The sequence below is a fragment of the Pseudoalteromonas sp. McH1-42 genome (genome assembly GCF_022347845.1).
Taxonomy (GTDB): domain Bacteria; phylum Pseudomonadota; class Gammaproteobacteria; order Enterobacterales; family Alteromonadaceae; genus Pseudoalteromonas; species Pseudoalteromonas rubra_D.
The window spans coordinates 83,256-99,743 of record NZ_JAKRFU010000021.1 but is presented as its reverse complement, the minus strand read 5'-3'; the positions used below and the strand labels follow the sequence as shown (position 1 = coordinate 99,743).

At 48.4% G+C, this 16,488-nt stretch carries 17 protein-coding genes; all 17 read left to right on the top strand.

Annotated features, from left to right (window positions below; genetic code table 11):
* Positions 1 to 71: 71 nt before the first annotated feature.
* The 17 genes from MHN31_RS18340 (at position 72) to flhB (ending at position 16,460) form a co-directional block, all read left to right on the top strand.
* A complete protein-coding gene (locus MHN31_RS18340) occupies positions 72 to 1,184 on the top strand; it encodes an ATP-binding protein (protein WP_125563829.1) in 1,113 nt (370 codons plus the stop codon).
* Positions 1,181 to 2,590 (top strand): sigma-54 dependent transcriptional regulator, encoded by a 1,410-nt coding sequence (locus MHN31_RS18335; RefSeq protein WP_125563828.1) that lies wholly within the window; start codon positions 1,181 to 1,183, stop codon positions 2,588 to 2,590. Before MHN31_RS18340 ends, MHN31_RS18335 begins: the two co-directional genes overlap by 4 nt.
* A gap of 185 nt (positions 2,591 to 2,775) precedes the next feature.
* Positions 2,776 to 3,117 carry a flagellar hook-basal body complex protein FliE gene (fliE, locus tag MHN31_RS18330; RefSeq protein WP_010385672.1) on the top strand — a complete coding sequence of 114 codons (342 nt, stop codon included), beginning with the start codon at positions 2,776 to 2,778 and terminating at the stop codon, positions 3,115 to 3,117.
* Between the two features lie 20 nt (positions 3,118 to 3,137).
* Positions 3,138 to 4,859: a flagellar basal-body MS-ring/collar protein FliF gene (gene fliF, locus MHN31_RS18325; RefSeq protein ID WP_239445018.1), complete on the top strand. Its 1,722-nt coding sequence runs from the start codon at positions 3,138 to 3,140 to the stop codon at positions 4,857 to 4,859.
* Positions 4,852 to 5,892 carry a flagellar motor switch protein FliG gene (gene fliG, locus MHN31_RS18320; RefSeq protein ID WP_010385674.1) on the top strand — a complete coding sequence of 347 codons (1,041 nt, stop codon included), beginning with the start codon at positions 4,852 to 4,854 and terminating at the stop codon, positions 5,890 to 5,892. The genes fliF and fliG overlap by 8 nt, the downstream gene beginning before the upstream one ends.
* 3 nt (positions 5,893 to 5,895) lie before the next feature.
* Positions 5,896 to 6,711 carry a flagellar assembly protein FliH gene (gene fliH, locus MHN31_RS18315; RefSeq protein ID WP_125563824.1) on the top strand — a complete coding sequence of 272 codons (816 nt, stop codon included), beginning with the start codon at positions 5,896 to 5,898 and terminating at the stop codon, positions 6,709 to 6,711.
* 97 nt (positions 6,712 to 6,808) lie between these two features.
* Positions 6,809 to 8,152, top strand: coding sequence for a flagellar protein export ATPase FliI (gene fliI / locus MHN31_RS18310; RefSeq protein ID WP_125563822.1), 1,344 nt, complete (start codon positions 6,809 to 6,811; stop codon positions 8,150 to 8,152).
* Positions 8,152 to 8,598: a flagellar export protein FliJ gene (gene fliJ / locus MHN31_RS18305; protein WP_138538171.1), complete on the top strand. Its 447-nt coding sequence runs from the start codon at positions 8,152 to 8,154 to the stop codon at positions 8,596 to 8,598. Before fliI ends, fliJ begins: the two co-directional genes overlap by 1 nt.
* A gap of 110 nt (positions 8,599 to 8,708) precedes the next feature.
* Positions 8,709 to 11,021 (top strand): flagellar hook-length control protein FliK, encoded by a 2,313-nt coding sequence (locus MHN31_RS18300; protein WP_239444989.1) that lies wholly within the window; start codon positions 8,709 to 8,711, stop codon positions 11,019 to 11,021.
* 44 nt (positions 11,022 to 11,065) lie between these two features.
* Complete coding sequence (gene fliL / locus MHN31_RS18295; RefSeq protein WP_010385679.1) at positions 11,066 to 11,590, top strand: flagellar basal body-associated protein FliL; 525 nt, start codon at positions 11,066 to 11,068, stop codon at positions 11,588 to 11,590.
* A 9-nt stretch (positions 11,591 to 11,599) separates the two neighbouring features.
* Positions 11,600 to 12,694 (top strand): flagellar motor switch protein FliM, encoded by a 1,095-nt coding sequence (fliM, locus tag MHN31_RS18290; RefSeq protein ID WP_010385680.1) that lies wholly within the window; start codon positions 11,600 to 11,602, stop codon positions 12,692 to 12,694.
* 28 nt (positions 12,695 to 12,722) lie between these two features.
* The gene (gene fliN, locus MHN31_RS18285; RefSeq protein WP_010385682.1) at positions 12,723 to 13,124 is read left to right on the top strand and encodes a flagellar motor switch protein FliN; all 402 of its coding nucleotides are present in this window, start codon (positions 12,723 to 12,725) and stop codon (positions 13,122 to 13,124) included.
* A 10-nt stretch (positions 13,125 to 13,134) separates the two neighbouring features.
* Positions 13,135 to 13,506, top strand: coding sequence for a flagellar biosynthetic protein FliO (fliO, locus tag MHN31_RS18280; RefSeq protein WP_125563818.1), 372 nt, complete (start codon positions 13,135 to 13,137; stop codon positions 13,504 to 13,506).
* A gap of 4 nt (positions 13,507 to 13,510) precedes the next feature.
* The gene (gene fliP / locus MHN31_RS18275) at positions 13,511 to 14,251 is read left to right on the top strand and encodes a flagellar type III secretion system pore protein FliP (RefSeq protein ID WP_138538173.1); all 741 of its coding nucleotides are present in this window, start codon (positions 13,511 to 13,513) and stop codon (positions 14,249 to 14,251) included.
* Position 14,252: 1 nt separating this feature from the next.
* Entirely contained in the window at positions 14,253 to 14,522 is a 270-nt protein-coding gene (fliQ, locus tag MHN31_RS18270) for a flagellar biosynthesis protein FliQ (protein WP_010385685.1), read from the top strand.
* Positions 14,523 to 14,528: 6 nt separating this feature from the next.
* Complete coding sequence (gene fliR, locus MHN31_RS18265; RefSeq protein ID WP_125563815.1) at positions 14,529 to 15,308, top strand: flagellar biosynthetic protein FliR; 780 nt, start codon at positions 14,529 to 14,531, stop codon at positions 15,306 to 15,308.
* A 21-nt stretch (positions 15,309 to 15,329) separates the two neighbouring features.
* On the top strand, positions 15,330 to 16,460 hold the full coding sequence (gene flhB, locus MHN31_RS18260) for a flagellar biosynthesis protein FlhB (RefSeq protein ID WP_239444988.1): 1,131 nt from the start codon (positions 15,330 to 15,332) through the stop codon (positions 16,458 to 16,460).
* Positions 16,461 to 16,488: the final 28 nt, after the last annotated feature.

Genomic DNA, 16,488 nt, shown 5'->3' with positions numbered 1-16,488 from the left:
GAATATATTGAATTTTAAAGTTGGCATGGCAATTGCTTTTTCTTTGTATCTAGATTTATGAGAGCAACGTCATGGCATTAGCAAAAGTGATTAATCCACAATTTGTGCCAACCACTCAATACAACCCTTGCTTATTACAAGAAGCGTATATGGGTGAGTTGAGCGATTTGCGGCAACAGGCCAGTTGGCTGAGTCATCTGGTCGATACCATGCCAGCGGGTGTGGTGGTATTAGATGGGCAGGGTATGATAGCCAAAGCCAATCAGATAGCCATTGATATGCTGGGTGAGCCACTGGAGGGGGAAAAGTGGTTTAATATTATCCAGCGTTCTTTTTGTCCACAGCAGGATGATGGCCATGAAGTGTCTCTCAAAGACGGACGTCTGATCAAACTTGATATTACCGCCCTGACGCCGGAGCCCGGTCAACTGATCCTGATGACGGATCTGACAGAAACGCGACGCCTTCAGGCCCGTGTTGCACATATGCAGCGTCTCAGTGCTTTGGGCAAAATGGTGGCGTCTTTGGCCCATCAGGTACGTACACCTTTGTCTGCAGCGATGCTTTATGGTGCAAACCTGGGCAGCAGCAAACTACCTGCACAGTCACGAGATAAATTTCACACTAAGCTTATGTCGCGCCTAAAAGACCTTGAAAATCAAGTTAACGATATGCTGTTGTTCGCAAAAAGTGGCGAACAGCAGGTCATTGAACGTGTGTCGATGCAACAGCTATTGAGTGAGGTCAAAGCCGGCGCAGATGCGATGGTGTCATTGCACAAAGCCGAATTGACAGTGACTTTACCTGAGCCGGATATTGAAATTCTGGGCAATAAAACGGCACTGGCAAGCGCTATTCAGAATCTGATCCATAACAGTGTGCAACACATTGGCGCAGGGGCCCAAATAGAGATTTGCGCCCAGCGTGATGCCGGAACAGACATTGTGCGCATCAGTGTGTCTGACAATGGCCCAGGTGTTGACCTGAGTCAGGCAAGCAAACTATTTGAACCTTTTTACACGACTAAGTCACAAGGCACAGGCCTGGGGTTAGCCGTTGTAAATTCTGTCGCCCACTCCCATAAAGGTCGGGTTGACGTTAGCAATAATGAAACCGGAGGCGCATGTTTTAGCATGTTATTGCCTATTACCAGCGAACATTCATCATTACAGGAGGCCGTATGAGCAACAAAATTTTAGTTGTCGAAGACGATGCCGGATTGCGCGAAGCACTTATCGACACACTTGAAATGTCGGGGTTTGAGTGCGTCGAGGCGGATAGTGCTGAACAGGCAGTGATATTGTTAAAACAACAAGTGTTTTCACTGCTTGTCAGTGACGTACAAATGGGCGCTATGAGTGGCTTAGACCTGCTCAGGACGGTGAAGCTAAATTACCCAGATTTACCTGTACTGATGATGACGGCCTACGCCACCATAGACGATGCGGTTGAAGCGATGCGCCTTGGGGCGATTGACTACATGGCAAAACCTTTTGCGCCCGAAGTATTGCTGAATATGGTTAGCCGCTACATGCCTGAAAAAGCGAAAGAAACCGATGGTCCGGTAGTGGCAGATAGTAAAAGCCTGGAGTTACTTGAACTTGCCAAAAAAGTGGCGCGCTCAGATGCCAGTGTGATGGTGCTGGGTCCCAGTGGTTCTGGTAAAGAGGTTCTAGCGCGTTATATTCATGACCGTTCAGAACGTGCTGATCAGCCATTTGTGGCAATTAACTGTGCTGCCATTCCCGAAAATATGCTTGAGGCTACACTGTTTGGATATGAAAAAGGGGCTTTTACCGGTGCGATTACAGCTTGCCCAGGTAAGTTTGAACAGGCACAGAAAGGAACCATATTATTAGACGAAATCACTGAGATGGACTTGGGTCTACAAGCTAAGTTGTTAAGGGTATTGCAGGAAAGAGAAGTCGAGCGGCTGGGTGGTCGTAAAACCATTGAATTGGATGTTCGGGTTCTGGCAACCAGTAACCGTGATCTTAAAGAAGCCGTGAATGACGGTGTTTTCCGGGAAGACTTGTATTACAGATTGAACGTCTTTCCATTGACCTGGTTGCCGTTGTCAGAGCGCAGCGGAGATATCGTCCCACTTGCAGCGCACTTGTTACAGCGTCACTGCGATAAAGCCGGTAAAGAGACTCCTGTATTGTCTCACTGTGCCAAAGACAAACTACTTAGCCACGCTTGGCCTGGTAACGTCAGAGAGTTAGATAATGTAGTTCAGCGGGCGCTTATTTTGCAGCAAGGGTCGGTCATTGCAGCTGACGATATTTTTATCGAGAATTTTGCGCCAATGCTCACAACCGCAACACAACCGTCACTTACGGAGCCTGCTGAATTTACCACAGGTGCTCTTGAGCCGGCTGGCGAGATTACAGTGAACATGAACGAGGATGCAGAGGGGCTGAGCTACAAAGAAGAGCTGCAGGATAAGGAACACCAAATTATTCTCGATACGTTGAACCGTTGTAACGGCAAGCGCAAAGACGTTGCTGAGTTACTTGGGATCAGTCCCAGAACACTCAGATATAAGCTGGCCAGAATGCGCGATTTGGGTTTACCTGTGCCGGCCTAAGTATTTAACTAAGACATCCGGGCAACTACTTGCCCGGATTCATGACCTTCCTGTGACCAGTTTGTGTCACTGTCAAAAATTCGACCCTCAAAAATCTTTCGTAACCTATTGTTTTGATTTGAGTTTAATTTGGCATGCTTTGTGCATTGTTCATGTTATGTATAACTCACAAAGTGAGCCAGACCATGAAAATTCAATCTACCGGACTTTATCAGGAAATGCAGGCAATGGCCTCAGAGGCCGGCCGTGTCAGACCCCAGGACCCGAATAAATTGCCTGTCCAGGCAACGGCGGCAACCTCAAGTGCCCAGTTTGGCGATTTACTCAGTGATGCACTTAATACGGTTGCAGGACTACAGCGAGATGCCAAAGAGAAAGTGACCGCGGTTGAAATGGGTGACCGCAGCGTCTCTCTGGCGGAAGCAATGATAGCCAAAAACAAATCATCAGTGGCCTTTGATGCAACCATGCAGGTCAGAAATAAGCTCATAGAAGCATATAAAGACATCATGAGCATGCCGGTATAAACAGAGTTTAGTGGAGAGTAATCGTGGCTACCAATCAATCAACCGATCTGGCACTTGCTGATGGACAACCCGTTCCAGGAGCTGGTGCTGATGCAGATACGCAACAAGAGCAAAAATCAGGCTACTTTAGTGCTTTGAGCGGTGTTGATATGCTCCGCCAGATTACTTTGGTGATCGCACTGGCTATCTGTCTGGCAATCGCTATCTTCATCATTATCTGGGCACGTCAGCCAGATATGCGTCCGTTAGGTCAGTACCCAACCGAAGAGCTGGTTCAGACACTGGACTTTCTGGATGCACAGAAAATCGAGTATGACCTGGATGGCAATACCATCATGGTTGCAGAGTCTGACTATCAAGATATTAAGCTGAGAATGGCCCGTGACGGGTTCAGTCAGGCACCGAGCAGTGGTACTGATATCCTGATGCAGGATATGGGGTTTGGCGTGAGCCAACGTCTTGAACGTGAACGTCTTAAGCACAGCCGGGAACAACAGTTAGCGCGTACCATCGAAGAGCTGCAAGACATTAACCGTGCGAAAGTCCTGCTGGCGATTCCAAAAGAAAATGTATTCGCGCGACGTGAAAAGCAGCCGTCAGCGACAGTGGTGCTCACATTAAAACGTGGTCGTACACTGGACAGTGAAGAAGTTGATTCAATCGTTGATATTGTTGCTTCAGCGGTACAGGGCCTGACGCCGGCACGTGTTACTGTGACAGATCAGAATGGTCGTTTGCTCAATTCTGGCTCCCAAGACTCTCTGGCTGCACGCTCTCGTAAAGAATATGAAATCGAGCGTAAGCGTGAGCAGGAATATCTGGAAAAAATTGACAGCATCATGATCCCAGTAGTGGGGCTGGGTAAGTATACCGCTCAGGTTGATCTGACGATGGACTTCAGCGCGGTGGAAGAAACCCAGAAACGTTTCAACCCCGACTTACCCGCGGTGCGCAGTGAAACCACCTTTGAAGAAAATAATGTCGGTGGCCTGGCTGTAGGTATCCCAGGTGCACTTACTAATCAGCCACCGGTGAACTCCAATATTCCTGAAGTGGCAGGCCAGGGCAATGGTTCCGGCACGACACCGTCACGTGTCCACAAAGAGGCCACACGTAACTATGAACTGGATACCACCATTTCACACAAGCGTCAGCAAACTGGCGTGATCCGTCGCATCAGTGTTTCAGTGGCGGTGGACTACATGAATAAGCCAGATGCCGAAGGCAACATGGTAATGACTGCGCGCTCACAGGAAGAGCTCAACAATATACGTCGTTTATTGCAAGGTGGCGTAGGCTTCGATATGCAGCGTGGTGATGCGCTGGAAGTGGTGACCGTACCTTTTGTACGTGAAAATATTCTGGAAGAGAGTGACTTGCCACTGTGGGAGCAGGAATGGTTTATGAAAACCATCCGTCTGGTTATGGGCGCGCTGGTTATCATCGTACTAATACTGGCGGTTGTCAGACCTATGCTGAAGCGTCTGATTTATCCAGAGGATACGCTGGAAGATTATGATGAAGATGCGCTAACCTCGGGTGTAGACCTTGGCGACAGTACTTTAGATATGCTAAACAATGACTTTGATGAATCAGCAGTTGGCTTCTCTTCCGATGGTACATTACAATTGCCAGACTTACATGGCGATGAAGATTTGCTTAAAGCTGTTCGTGCACTGGTTGCCAACGAGCCAGAGCTGTCTTCTCAAGTAGTCAAAGCATGGTTAACTGAAGATGAGTGATGAAGAACAAAAACAACTGCCGCCGGCGTTTGATGTAGATAAACTGGATGGGGTCGACAAAGCCGCCATCCTGCTACTCAGCCTGACGGAAGAAGATGCCGCCCAGATCCTGAAGCATCTTGAACCGAAGCAGGTTCAGAAAGTGGGTATGGCGATGGCGGCACTCGATGACTTATCGCAGGCCAAAATCAGTGCGGTACATAATCTGTTTATCGAGCAGATCCAAAGTTTCAGTACCATAGGCTTCCAGTCAGAGGACTTCATTAAGAAGGCACTGACCGCCGCACTTGGTGAGGACAAAGCCGCCAGTCTGATCGATCAGATTGTGATGGGCTCTGGCGCCAAAGGTCTGGATTCATTGAAATGGATGGATTCTAAGCAGGTGGCGAATATCATCCGTAACGAGCACCCGCAGATACAAACCATCGTACTGTCTTATCTCGAGCCGGAGCAGTCAGCTGAAATATTGTCGCAGTTCCCCGAGAAAGTGCGGCTTGACTTGACAATGCGGATCGCAAACCTTGAAGAAGTTCAACCTGCGGCATTGCAAGAACTGAACGAAATCATGGAGAAACAATTCGCAGGTCAGGCTGGTGCGCAAGCTGCGAAAATGGGCGGCCTAAAAGCCGCTGCGGATATCATGAACTATCTGGATACCAACATCGAAGGTCAGCTCATGGATTCAATCCGTGAGCATGACGAAGAAATGTCTCAGCAAATTCAGGATCTGATGTTTGTCTTTGAGAACCTGATGGATGTAGAGGACAGAGGCATTCAGGCTATTCTGCGCGAAGTTCAGCAAGACGTCCTGATGAAAGCCATTAAGGGTGCCGACGATTCGCTGAAAGAGAAGATCATGAAGAACATGTCTAAGCGTGCAGCTGAAATGATGGCTGACGATCTGGAGGCAATGCCACCGGTACGGATCAGTGAAGTTGAAGCAGCGCAGAAAGAGATCCTGGCAACAGCCAGACGTCTTGCAGACTCGGGTGAAGTCATGCTCGGTGGTGGTGGTGGTGAGGAGTTCTTGTAAGCCATGGCTGAGAAGAAGTTATATCGTGGTAAGCCTGTGAGCTCAGAAGCACTGGATGAGCTGCTTGAAAACTGGCCAATCCCTAATGTGGATGAGGATCTGAGTAAGTACTCCGGGCGTTCGACCGCCATGGGCACCCCACTTGAAGAGCTCTATCAACAAAAAGTCAGCCAGCCAGAGCCAGAGCCTGAAGCCGAAGAAGTCCCTATGCTCACACTGGAGGAGTTGGAGCAGATCAGACAGGATGCCTATGAAGAAGGCCTGAAACAGGGCCATGAACAGGGTTATATCGAGGGATTTGACAAAGGCGTTAGTGAGGGGAAAGAAGCGGGCTACAAAGAAGGGGTAACGCTCGGTAAAGAGCAGGGGATAGAAGAATCAAAGCCGCTGATTGAAGAGCGATTACACTCTTTGTCTGCGTTACTTGAAGCCACTCAAAAACCCCTTCGTCAGATAGATGAAGCTGCCGAAAAACAGTTATTGCAACTCGTCAATTTATTGGCAGAGCAAGTGATCTTTGAGCAAGTTAAAACTCGCCCTGAGCTGATTTTACAGGCCCTGAAGAAAGGCATTGATGCTTTACCGCTGCATGACACACAGATGCGGATCAACCTTCACCCGGAAGATTTAGCCCTGGTTAAAGAAGCCTATGGTGAGGAAACTATCGCTGAGCAACACTGGCAGTTAGTGCCAGAGCCGACGCTTGAACGCGGTGGCTGTCATATCAGAACACCAGAGTCGTCAATTGACCTGAGCCTTAAAAATCGCATCGCCGAAGTGCTCGGCAGTTTTCTGCAAGCCAGTGGTGCTGACACCTGAATCTAAGCACAACGCGGCGTACTGATTTGGTCGCCGCAAAAAATGTTGGAGAGATTTTTGCATAAGTGAATTATCTGAATTTTTTCACTGACAGCAAATGACCGTATCCAGTTCGACAGAGCAACCCTTGGCTGAGCGCCTGCAAAAGTTTCAAAAACATATCCAGCCTTACGGTGTCGCCGTTGCGGGCAGTTTGACTCGGGTCGTTGGTCTCACGCTTGAAGCCAAGGGCCTCAATGCCCCGGTTGGCAGTCAGTGTAAAATTGAAACCATCCGTGGTTTTGTCGATGCCGAAGTAATCGGCTTTAATCATGACACCCTCTATTTAATGCCCAATGATCATATATCCGGCGTGTTACCTGGCGCCCGTGTTATCCCGCAAATCAAAGAAGCAGGCTTACCTGTTGGGATGACTCTGTTGGGCCGGGTTGTAGATGGCTTGGGTCGTCCTTTGGATGGGCTCGGGCCGATTGAGGCAGAAACCCACCTGAAATTTGCACAGGCTGCAATTAACCCTCTGGCCAGAAGGCCAATTAAGGAACCAATGGACGTTGGCGTGCGTGCCATTAACTCCATTGTAACGGTTGGACAAGGGCAGCGAATGGGTCTGTTTGCGGGCAGTGGTGTCGGTAAATCAGTGCTGCTAGGTATGATGACGCGTGGCAGTGAGGCAGACGTCATTGTGGTTGGTCTGGTTGGCGAGCGGGGCCGGGAAGTTAAAGAGTTTATAGACGAAATCCTCGGTGTTGAAGGGCGACAACGTTCCGTCGTCGTCGCAGCACCGGCCGATGCATCCCCCTTGATGCGATTGAAGGGGTGTGAGAGTGCAGTCACGATTGCAGAGTATTTTCGTGATCAGGGGCTGAACGTATTGTTGCTGCTCGATTCGGTGACTCGTTATGCCATGGCGCAGCGTGAAATCGCGCTGGCAGTGGGTGAGCCTCCGGCAACCAAAGGTTATCCACCTTCGGTGTTTGCCAAACTGCCGGCTTTGGTCGAACGGGCGGGTAACGGTGGCGAAGGTCAGGGGTCGATCACGGCTTTCTTCACGGTATTGAGTGAAGGGGACGATATGCAAGACCCGATTGCAGATTCCGCCCGGGCAATTCTTGATGGGCACATTGTTTTGTCGCGGGAGCTGGCTGACAGTGGTCATTATCCAGCCATTGACATTGAGAAATCCATTTCACGGGTAATGCCGCAGGTGGTATCGGAAAGTCACATGCAGCAGGCGCGTGTGCTCAAACAGGTTTATTCTATGTATCAGCAAAATAAAGATATGATCACATTGGGTGCCTACCAGCAAGGGAGTGATCCCATGTTGGATCAGGCTATCAATATGATGCCCAATATCAATGCCTTCTTGCAGCAAGGAATGAAAGACGTGTTGCACTATGATGAATGCCTGCAAGGTCTGGCACAACTTCTGGGACAGGGCTAATGGCAAATAACAAACTTGACTTATTGTTCAAACTTGAAAGCGAGAAAGAAGAAAAGCTACGCCTTAATTTTATTCAGGCGGAGCAAAATTTTCATGCGAATCAACAAAAGCTCAATGGCCTGAATGATTTTCGTCTTGAATATAGTCAACAGCTTCATCAAAAAGCGCAGCAAGGTCTCTCGAGTGCGGGGTTTGGCCAATATCACGCTTTTATCAGTAAGATTGAAGAGGCCATTCGGCAGCAGGCTAATACCGTTGCCACCGCTAAGCGAGTGGTGGATCAGCGTCGTAAGTTATGGTTAGAGCAACAAGTGAAAGCCAAAGCGATTGCCAAGCTGATAGAGAAAAAGGCGTTTGAAGAACAACAAAGGCTGGCCAAAGCAGAGCAGAAAATGCTTGATGAGTTTGCTACCAATATCTTCATGCGTCGCAAGCTCGCACAATAATAAAAGGTGTCAAAAATAGTTCATGAATGGCGTGCTTTTTGCAATGTTAATCCAGTATATCAATTTAATCCGGTTAGCGGCGCAAGTTTGCCGCACATATAGGTGGAAATATGGTCAATGTTTCGCTAGAAGTAGCAATCAATAACGGAGTTTCGGCGAAGGGAAAAGATCAAACGGAACAAGCGGAAGAGTCAGGGTTTCTTGCTATGCTTGCTCAGGCAGAGCAAGGCAGTGGTGATGAAACATCTCAGTCTGATACTCAAAGCGCGGGCGAATACGCCCCGTTACCTGAGGGCCTGGACCGCCGTTTAGGTCTCGATGATAGCCATTTGCCGAAAAAACAAAATACCGCGCCGGATGAACCTTTACGGCTGGATGACTCCGAGTTACCCGGCAAGGGAAGTGCGGCAGCAGGTAGTGGTGCAAACCCCAGTGATGCTGATGAGCTGCTTGCTCAAATCACTTCCTCTAACGCGCAAAGTACAGACGTTGCCCACAATTTGGCACCAGTTCCCAAAGCGCTAAAAGATTATTTGGGTAAAGAAACGCTGGTGGTGCCACCTGAAACGAAAAAACCGCTTGATAACATTGGACCTGGACCGGTTGTACCAGCTCCTTTGGGTCAGGAGGAGTTGAGTCAGACTGACGATGCTGTGGATCTTAAGCTGCAAGAAGCGACATCTAAATCTGTCATCGCAGGCGCAAATGCGCTTCCCGATGGTAATCATCTGAAAGGCAAAATTCAGGTGGAGAGCGTGGATGAGCTAGTTATTCATAAACGGGTTGATCGTGTGGGGCCTGGTATCACACAACCCAGCGATTCGTCTGGACCGGTGGCTGATGAGCTGCTTGCCAAAGGCGAAGGAAAACCTGCCAGTATCATGGAAGCGTTAAAATCTGACAATGCTGAAATCAATTTGAAAGGCAGTGATAAAGCGCAGGCCCAGGCTAAGCCTGTGAACGCAGAGCAGCCGCTTCCAGGCGCTAAACCGGTTACTACGGAAGCTTCGTCTGTGCAAGCGAATCCATTACAAACAAAACCTGTAAATGCGCAAGAGATATCATTGCAGCACGAACAAACGCCAGAGCAGGTTGCTGTGCATAAACCGGTGACTGAAAAAGTGCCGTTCGACGGTAAAATTGTACAGCGCCCGGTTGACCAGGTAGGCCCGGTGATAACGGCACCTCAGGGCGACCAGAAAGAGGCCAAGCTCAGTGATAAAGTTCAGAGTGAGCAGAGCGAGTTTTTGCGCAATAGTAAATCTCAGGTGTCAGTCGCTGATAATGTGACTAAAGCACAACAGCCTGTACAGCCACCTCAGGGCGCAAATGTAAACAGCACAGCTGACTTGAAAGCCATGGTTGACACACTTACTCCGCAGCAAAAGCAGACACTTGCGGCAAATTTACAGTCACAGCTAGATAGTAAAGAGCTCAGTGATCCTGAACATCGTGCAAAAGCGGAGCAGTTGTTGCAGCAGTTGGGTGTCAAACCGACTGGGACAACGTCCGGCAAGGCAGAAGGTGTAACAGCACCAGTTGTGTCAAATGTGGAGCAGTCAGGTCAAGCTGAGCAGGCCAAAGTGTCTGATAAAGATAATAACACTGCCAGAATAACTGACCCGATAGCGCCAGAAAAGGTTAACAAACAGGCGGCGACAGTGAGCCAGTCTGGAGCAAATAGCGTAGATCAGAAACCGCAAAGTAAAGATGCTCAACAGCAGACGACTGTTACTGAGTTGCAAGAGAGTGAGCATCCGGAATTAGCCCAGCTTAAAAAAGAGGGTGGACAGTCCGAACAGCAAAATTCACAACAGCGTAGTGCTATGCCTGCACCGGTAGAAAATATCTTTAAAGCCATTCGTGGCGAGCGCATAGATGATGGACTGAAGCATGAATTTAATGAAGTGCTGGCACAGGTAGAGCAGGTTCGCCAGAATCAACAGGTTAATCAACAAAGCGCAGTAAATCAAAAAGCCATGCAAACAGACCCAGCTGTTAGTCAGGCCATCAACATTGCCCGCAATGATGCTGTAAAAGCACTGCAAGAGCGTGTGAACATGATGCTGAATATCAACAATAAAGAAGCAGAAATTCGTCTGGACCCACCCGAATTGGGCAGTATGCAGATCCGAATTCGTTCTGAAGGCGAGCAGGCTCAGGTAAACTTTGTGGTGCAAAACCAGCAAGCCAAAGAGCAGTTAGAACAGTCCATGCCCAAGCTCAGAGAGATGCTTGCTGAGCAGGGGATCCAGCTCGGAGAAAGCAATATTCAGCAGGGGCAGGGGGGAGAGCAACAGCAACAGGAATCATCCCAAGGTCATGGAACACTTGCTAATAATGGCAGTGAAGCGCAAAATAACGGCCAACAATCAACGACTAGCAGACGGCAAAGTGATTCAGCAATAGATTACTATGCATAACAGCTGCTATGATTAAGGTTAAAGTGATTTAAAGAAGCGCGAATATGGCAGAAGAAAGCGATTTAGAAATAGAAGAAACTGGTGGATCAAAGAAAAAGTTGATCATCATTATTGCCGCTGTGGTTGTTGTTTTAGGCGCAGTAGCAGGCTACTTTTTATTTGCAGGGTCAGATGACGCGCCCGAATCGCTGGCAGAAGAGACGACTGAGCAGCAAGAGCAGGCATCGCAGGAAAATGCGGCGCAAACAGGCAGCGCACTGTATGTTGCCATGCCTCGTCCCTTTGTATTTAACGTACCAGGCGCCAGTCGCGACCGCATTGTACAAATCAAAGTGCAACTGTTGGTACGCGGTGACGTCAACGAAGAGGTTGCAAAGAAGCATATACCTCTGATTGAAGGGACACTGCTAAGTGTGTTTTCGACCACAACCGCTGATGAACTGAGTACCAGTGCGGGTAAAGAAACTCTGCGCCTTGGTGCACTGGACAAAGTTCAGGCTGCAATGGAAAGCGTTGAGGGCAGCAAGGTGGTCGAGCGCGTGTTATTCACCGGTTTTGTAATGCAGTAGGAAGAGTCAGTGAGCGACTTATTATCACAAGACGAAATCGATGCCTTATTGCATGGTGTCGATGAGGTCGAAGAAGAAGAAGTCCCGGATAGTGACGATGGCGGCACCAGTAACGCCTTACAATATGACTTTTCGTCACAGGACCGTATCGTCCGTGGTCGCATGCCGACTTTGGAAATCGTTAATGAGCGATTCGCGCGGCACATGCGGATCAGTTTGTTTAACATGATGCGTCGTACTGCCGAGGTATCAATCAATGGCGTACAGATGCTCAAGTTCGGTGAGTACATTCACACGCTATTTGTTCCTACCAGTCTGAACATGGTACGTTTTCGTCCGCTCAAAGGAACAGGGTTGATCACTATGGAAGCCCGCCTGGTGTTTATCCTGGTGGATAACTTCTTTGGTGGGGATGGGCGCTACCATGCGAAAATCGAAGGGCGAGAATTTACGCCTACAGAGCGGCGGATCGTTCAGATGCTGCTCAAAATCATTTTTGAAGATTATAAAGAAGCCTGGGCACCGGTTATGGATGTGTCGTTTGAATATCTCGACTCGGAAGTGAACCCGGCGATGGCGAACATAGTCTCTCCAACGGAGGTTGTGGTGATCAGCTCATTCCATATTGAGCTGGATGGCGGGGGAGGAGACTTCCATATTTCCTTGCCTTACTCAATGCTTGAACCTATTCGTGAACTGCTAGACGCGGGTGTTCAGTCTGACACTGAAGACACCGACCTGCGTTGGAGTAAGGCGCTGCGTGACGAAATTATGGATGTTGAAGTGGAGCTGTCTACACAATTACTCGAAGTAGACTTATCGCTTGACCAAATCATGCAGTTAAAAGCGGGTGATATTATTCCTGTTGAGATGCCCGAGCATATCACAGTATTTGTGGAAGAACTGCCGACCTTTAGGGCTAAAATGGGGCGTTCTCGTGACAATGTTGCGCTGCAAATCAGTGAGAAGATTAAACGTCCAGAATCTGTGAAGTCAGAACTTCACGTGTTTACGAAGGGCGGCAAGAAGCTGGACTCAGATGCTGAGTTGGCGGAGTTAGAAGAAGATCTGCACCTGTCTGAAGGTGTGGATTTAGATTGGTGATGAAGAAGTTAATTAAGGTAGTCAGTGCATGAGTGATGATCAAGATACAATGGACGAATGGGCGGCTGCACTCGCAGAGGCCGAGGAAGCTGACCAGGACGGTGCTGAAGCCGAAGTTGCGGAATTGGAAGAGTTGCAAGACAGCGGCGCTTCTCTGAGCGCTGATGAAAAGCGTAAGCTCGATACGATTTTAGACATCCCGGTCACCATTTCGATGGAAGTTGGGCGCTCTAAGATCAACATACGGAACTTACTTCAGTTGAACCAGGGGTCTGTTGTTGAACTGGACCGAGTGGCCGGTGAGCCTCTGGATGTGCTGGTCAATGGCACCCTGATTGCCCATGGCGAAGTGGTTGTTGTTAACGATAAGTTCGGTATTCGCCTGACTGACGTTATCAGCCAGGTTGAACGTATCAAAAAGCTTCGCTAACAGACCGCTAATGAGTGCTTTGATATTCTCCAGTGTGGCTGCGGTGCAGCCACCAGGTGGGCTCAGCAGTGAGCTGTTGTCTATGGGCCTGTCTTTGGCGTTTGTGGTGGTGGCAATCATTGGACTGGCCCTGCTTGTGAAACGCTTCAATCCCAATCTCGGTAATAGCCAGGATTTTAAAGTGATCCGCAGTCTGCCGCTTGGCAGCAAAGAGCGATTGCTGGTCATTGAAATAGACGATAAACAACACTTGCTTGGTGTGACACCACACAGTATTAATTATTTATATCAGTTAGAGTCGCCTTTAGAAGTGACACCCACAGCCCCATTTGCTCAAGAACTCAGCCGCTTAATGTCTGGCGCAAATAACAATAAGAAATGAACCTATGATCCGATTTTTACTCCTTATCACAGTGTTGTGCTTTGCTCCGGGGGCGTTAGCTGACGGCATTGAGGCACTGAGTGTGACAACCAATCCGGATGGCTCTCAGGAATATTCAGTCACGCTGCAAGTACTGGCTATAATGACGGCGCTGAGTTTTATCCCTGCTGCTGTGATTATGATGACTTCCTTTACCCGCATCATTGTGGTTTTGGCTATCCTGCGTCAGGCGATTGGCTTGCAGCAATCACCGTCTAACCAGGTATTGGTGGGAATGTCTTTGTTTCTGACCTTTTTTATTATGGCACCTATCTTTAACCAGATTAATGACCGTGCGGTACAGCCTTATCTGAATGAAGAAATGACGTCAATTCAGGCGCTTGAGCAAGCCAAGGAACCGATCAAAGCGTTTATGTTATCGCAAACTCGGATAAAGGATTTGGAAACATTTGCTAAAATAGCAGGCTACGATAAGCTGGATAGCCCGGAAGATACCCCGTTTGTGGTCATTATTCCGGCGTTTGTGACCAGTGAACTGCAAACCGCTTTTATCATCGGCTTTATGTTTTTCATCCCCTTCCTGATTGTGGATCTGGTGGTTGCCAGTGTACTGATGGCGATGGGTATGATGATGCTGTCACCTATGATAGTGGCCTTGCCTTTTAAGATTATGTTGTTTGTGCTGGTCGATGGCTGGTCTCTGATCATGGGTACCCTGGCTCGCAGCTTTGGCTTAGGAGTGTGACATGGAACCAGAAGTTTTTGTCGATATTCTGAGTGATTCGCTTTTTATTGTTATTAAACTGGTGACCGCCATTGTATTGCCGGGTCTGATGATAGGTCTGGTCGTGGCGGTATTCCAGGCGGCAACCTCGATCAACGAACAAACCTTAAGCTTCCTGCCCAGACTTATCGTCACCATTGTAGCCCTGATTTTCGGTGGTCACTGGATGACTCAGGTACTGATGGATTTTTTCAACCAGTTGGTGCTTCAGATCCCAGAAATCGCAGGGTAACGTGCCATGGAGTACCCCTTCGAACTCATTATTCAGGCGCTCAGTGACTATATGTTGCCGTTTATCAGGATCAGTTCGATGATTATGATAATGGCAGGTTTAGGGGCACAGAGTGTCCCAACCCGTATCAAGCTTGCTATGTCAGTTGTTGTGACTGTTGCGGTTGTTCCGGCTATTCCTCAGACCCAGTTCACCGACTTATTTTCTTTCGCCATGGTACTGGTGGTGATGCATGAAATTATAGTCGGGGTCTCAATCGGGTTTGCTTCTATACTGCTGCTCAATACGTTTATTGTTGCGGGTCAGATTCTGGCAATGCAAACGGGGCTAGGCTTTGCTTCCGTGGTCGACCCGGCCAATGGATTGAGCGTACCGGCAGTCGGTCAGTTTTATCTGATTCTGGCGACATTGCTGTTTTTTGTTTTTAATGGCCACCTGATGATGATCAAGATGGTGGTGTATAGCTTTCAGAGCTGGCCCATTGATGGCAGCTGGTGGGTCGTTGATAATTATTGGCAGATTGTGACCTGGGGCAGCTGGCTATTTGCCACTGCGCTGGCATTGTCGCTGGCACCACTAACCGCCATGCTACTGATAAACCTGTCATTCGGTATTATGACGCGTGCAGCACCGCAGATGAATATTTTCTCTGTGGGGTTTGCTTTTACTATGGTGTCGGGTTTGTTGATCATCTGGGCAACGATGGGGAACTTTGTGATTCAATACGAGTTTCAGTGGCTGAAAATGACAGAATTAATGTGTAACCTGATCGGGTGCACGGTGTAATCGAGTAGCGGGAGCAAAACGATGGCAGAAGATTCTGGTCAGGAACGTACAGAAGAACCCACGGATAAGAAAATTGCAGATGCCCGCAAGAAAGGGCAAGTTGCCCGCTCAAAAGAGTTGGGCACGACATTTGTACTTATATTTTCTGCTGTGTCATTGTTGCTGTACGGCCCGGACATCGCCAAGGGGCTGTACAACATGATGGGTCGAATGTTTACACTGAACCGCAATGAAACCTATGACACCACCAAAATGTTTTCTGTCTGGGGGGATGCATTTTTTGAAATCATTTTTCCGCTGAGTATGTTTGTATTGATCATTATGGTGGCTGGGATTATTGGTAATACGTTGTTAGGTGGCTTTAATTTTAGCTGGCAAGCAGCGGCACCTAAGCCAAGTAAAATGTCCCCAATGAAAGGCATTAAACGGATGTTTGGGCCACAGGCCGCGGTGGAGTTGGTTAAGTCGATCCTCAAGTTTGTATTGGTGGCCGGGTTTGCGATATTGCTAATTAAGGTTTTCTTTTACGAGATACTGCACCTCAGTATCGAGCAAATCCCGGGCAGCATTATGCACTCCCTGGAAATTTTGGCCTGGATGTTTCTGGCGCTGAGTTGCACCATGATCATTATCTCGGCAATTGATGCGCCATATCAGAGTTACAATCATCATAAACAGCTCAAGATGACGCTACAAGAGGTCAAAGATGAGTATAAGAACTCGGAAGGTGATCCTCAGATTAAAGCCCGTATCCGGCGCACACAGCGTGAAATGTCGCAACGACGGATGATGCAGGAAGTGCCTGATGCCGATGTGGTGGTCACCAACCCAACTCATTACTCTGTTGCGCTAAAATACGACACAGAAAAAGCGGGCGCGCCCATGGTGATTGCCAAAGGCGTTGATGAACTGGCGATGCAGATCCGTAAAATTGCTAAAGGGAACGAAGTCCCCATTGTTGAATCACCTGTTTTAACCCGCTCTTTGTATCATACGACCGAAGTGGGCGACCAAATCCCACAAAAACTATTCACCGCTGTGGCCCAGGTGCTGGCCTACGTGTTTCAATTGAAGAAATTTAACAAGGGCCGTGGTAAGCGCCCGGTTGAATTAAAGAAAGACCTGCCCATTCCAGATGAACTGAAACACTAAGCTAATTGGTATCAAACTTGCTTTAATG

Coding starts and splice junctions, on each gene's coding strand:
- MHN31_RS18340 (WP_125563829.1), top strand. CDS start 72: ATGGCATTAGCAAAAGTGATTAATCCACAATTTGTGCCAACCACTCAA.
- MHN31_RS18335 (WP_125563828.1), top strand. CDS start 1,181: ATGAGCAACAAAATTTTAGTTGTCGAAGACGATGCCGGATTGCGCGAA.
- fliE (WP_010385672.1), top strand. CDS start 2,776: ATGAAAATTCAATCTACCGGACTTTATCAGGAAATGCAGGCAATGGCC.
- fliG (WP_010385674.1), top strand. CDS start 4,852: ATGAGTGATGAAGAACAAAAACAACTGCCGCCGGCGTTTGATGTAGAT.
- fliH (WP_125563824.1), top strand. CDS start 5,896: ATGGCTGAGAAGAAGTTATATCGTGGTAAGCCTGTGAGCTCAGAAGCA.
- fliI (WP_125563822.1), top strand. CDS start 6,809: ATGACCGTATCCAGTTCGACAGAGCAACCCTTGGCTGAGCGCCTGCAA.
- fliJ (WP_138538171.1), top strand. CDS start 8,152: ATGGCAAATAACAAACTTGACTTATTGTTCAAACTTGAAAGCGAGAAA.
- MHN31_RS18300 (WP_239444989.1), top strand. CDS start 8,709: ATGGTCAATGTTTCGCTAGAAGTAGCAATCAATAACGGAGTTTCGGCG.
- fliL (WP_010385679.1), top strand. CDS start 11,066: ATGGCAGAAGAAAGCGATTTAGAAATAGAAGAAACTGGTGGATCAAAG.
- fliN (WP_010385682.1), top strand. CDS start 12,723: ATGAGTGATGATCAAGATACAATGGACGAATGGGCGGCTGCACTCGCA.
- fliO (WP_125563818.1), top strand. CDS start 13,135: ATGAGTGCTTTGATATTCTCCAGTGTGGCTGCGGTGCAGCCACCAGGT.
- fliP (WP_138538173.1), top strand. CDS start 13,511: ATGATCCGATTTTTACTCCTTATCACAGTGTTGTGCTTTGCTCCGGGG.
- fliQ (WP_010385685.1), top strand. CDS start 14,253: ATGGAACCAGAAGTTTTTGTCGATATTCTGAGTGATTCGCTTTTTATT.
- fliR (WP_125563815.1), top strand. CDS start 14,529: ATGGAGTACCCCTTCGAACTCATTATTCAGGCGCTCAGTGACTATATG.
- flhB (WP_239444988.1), top strand. CDS start 15,330: ATGGCAGAAGATTCTGGTCAGGAACGTACAGAAGAACCCACGGATAAG.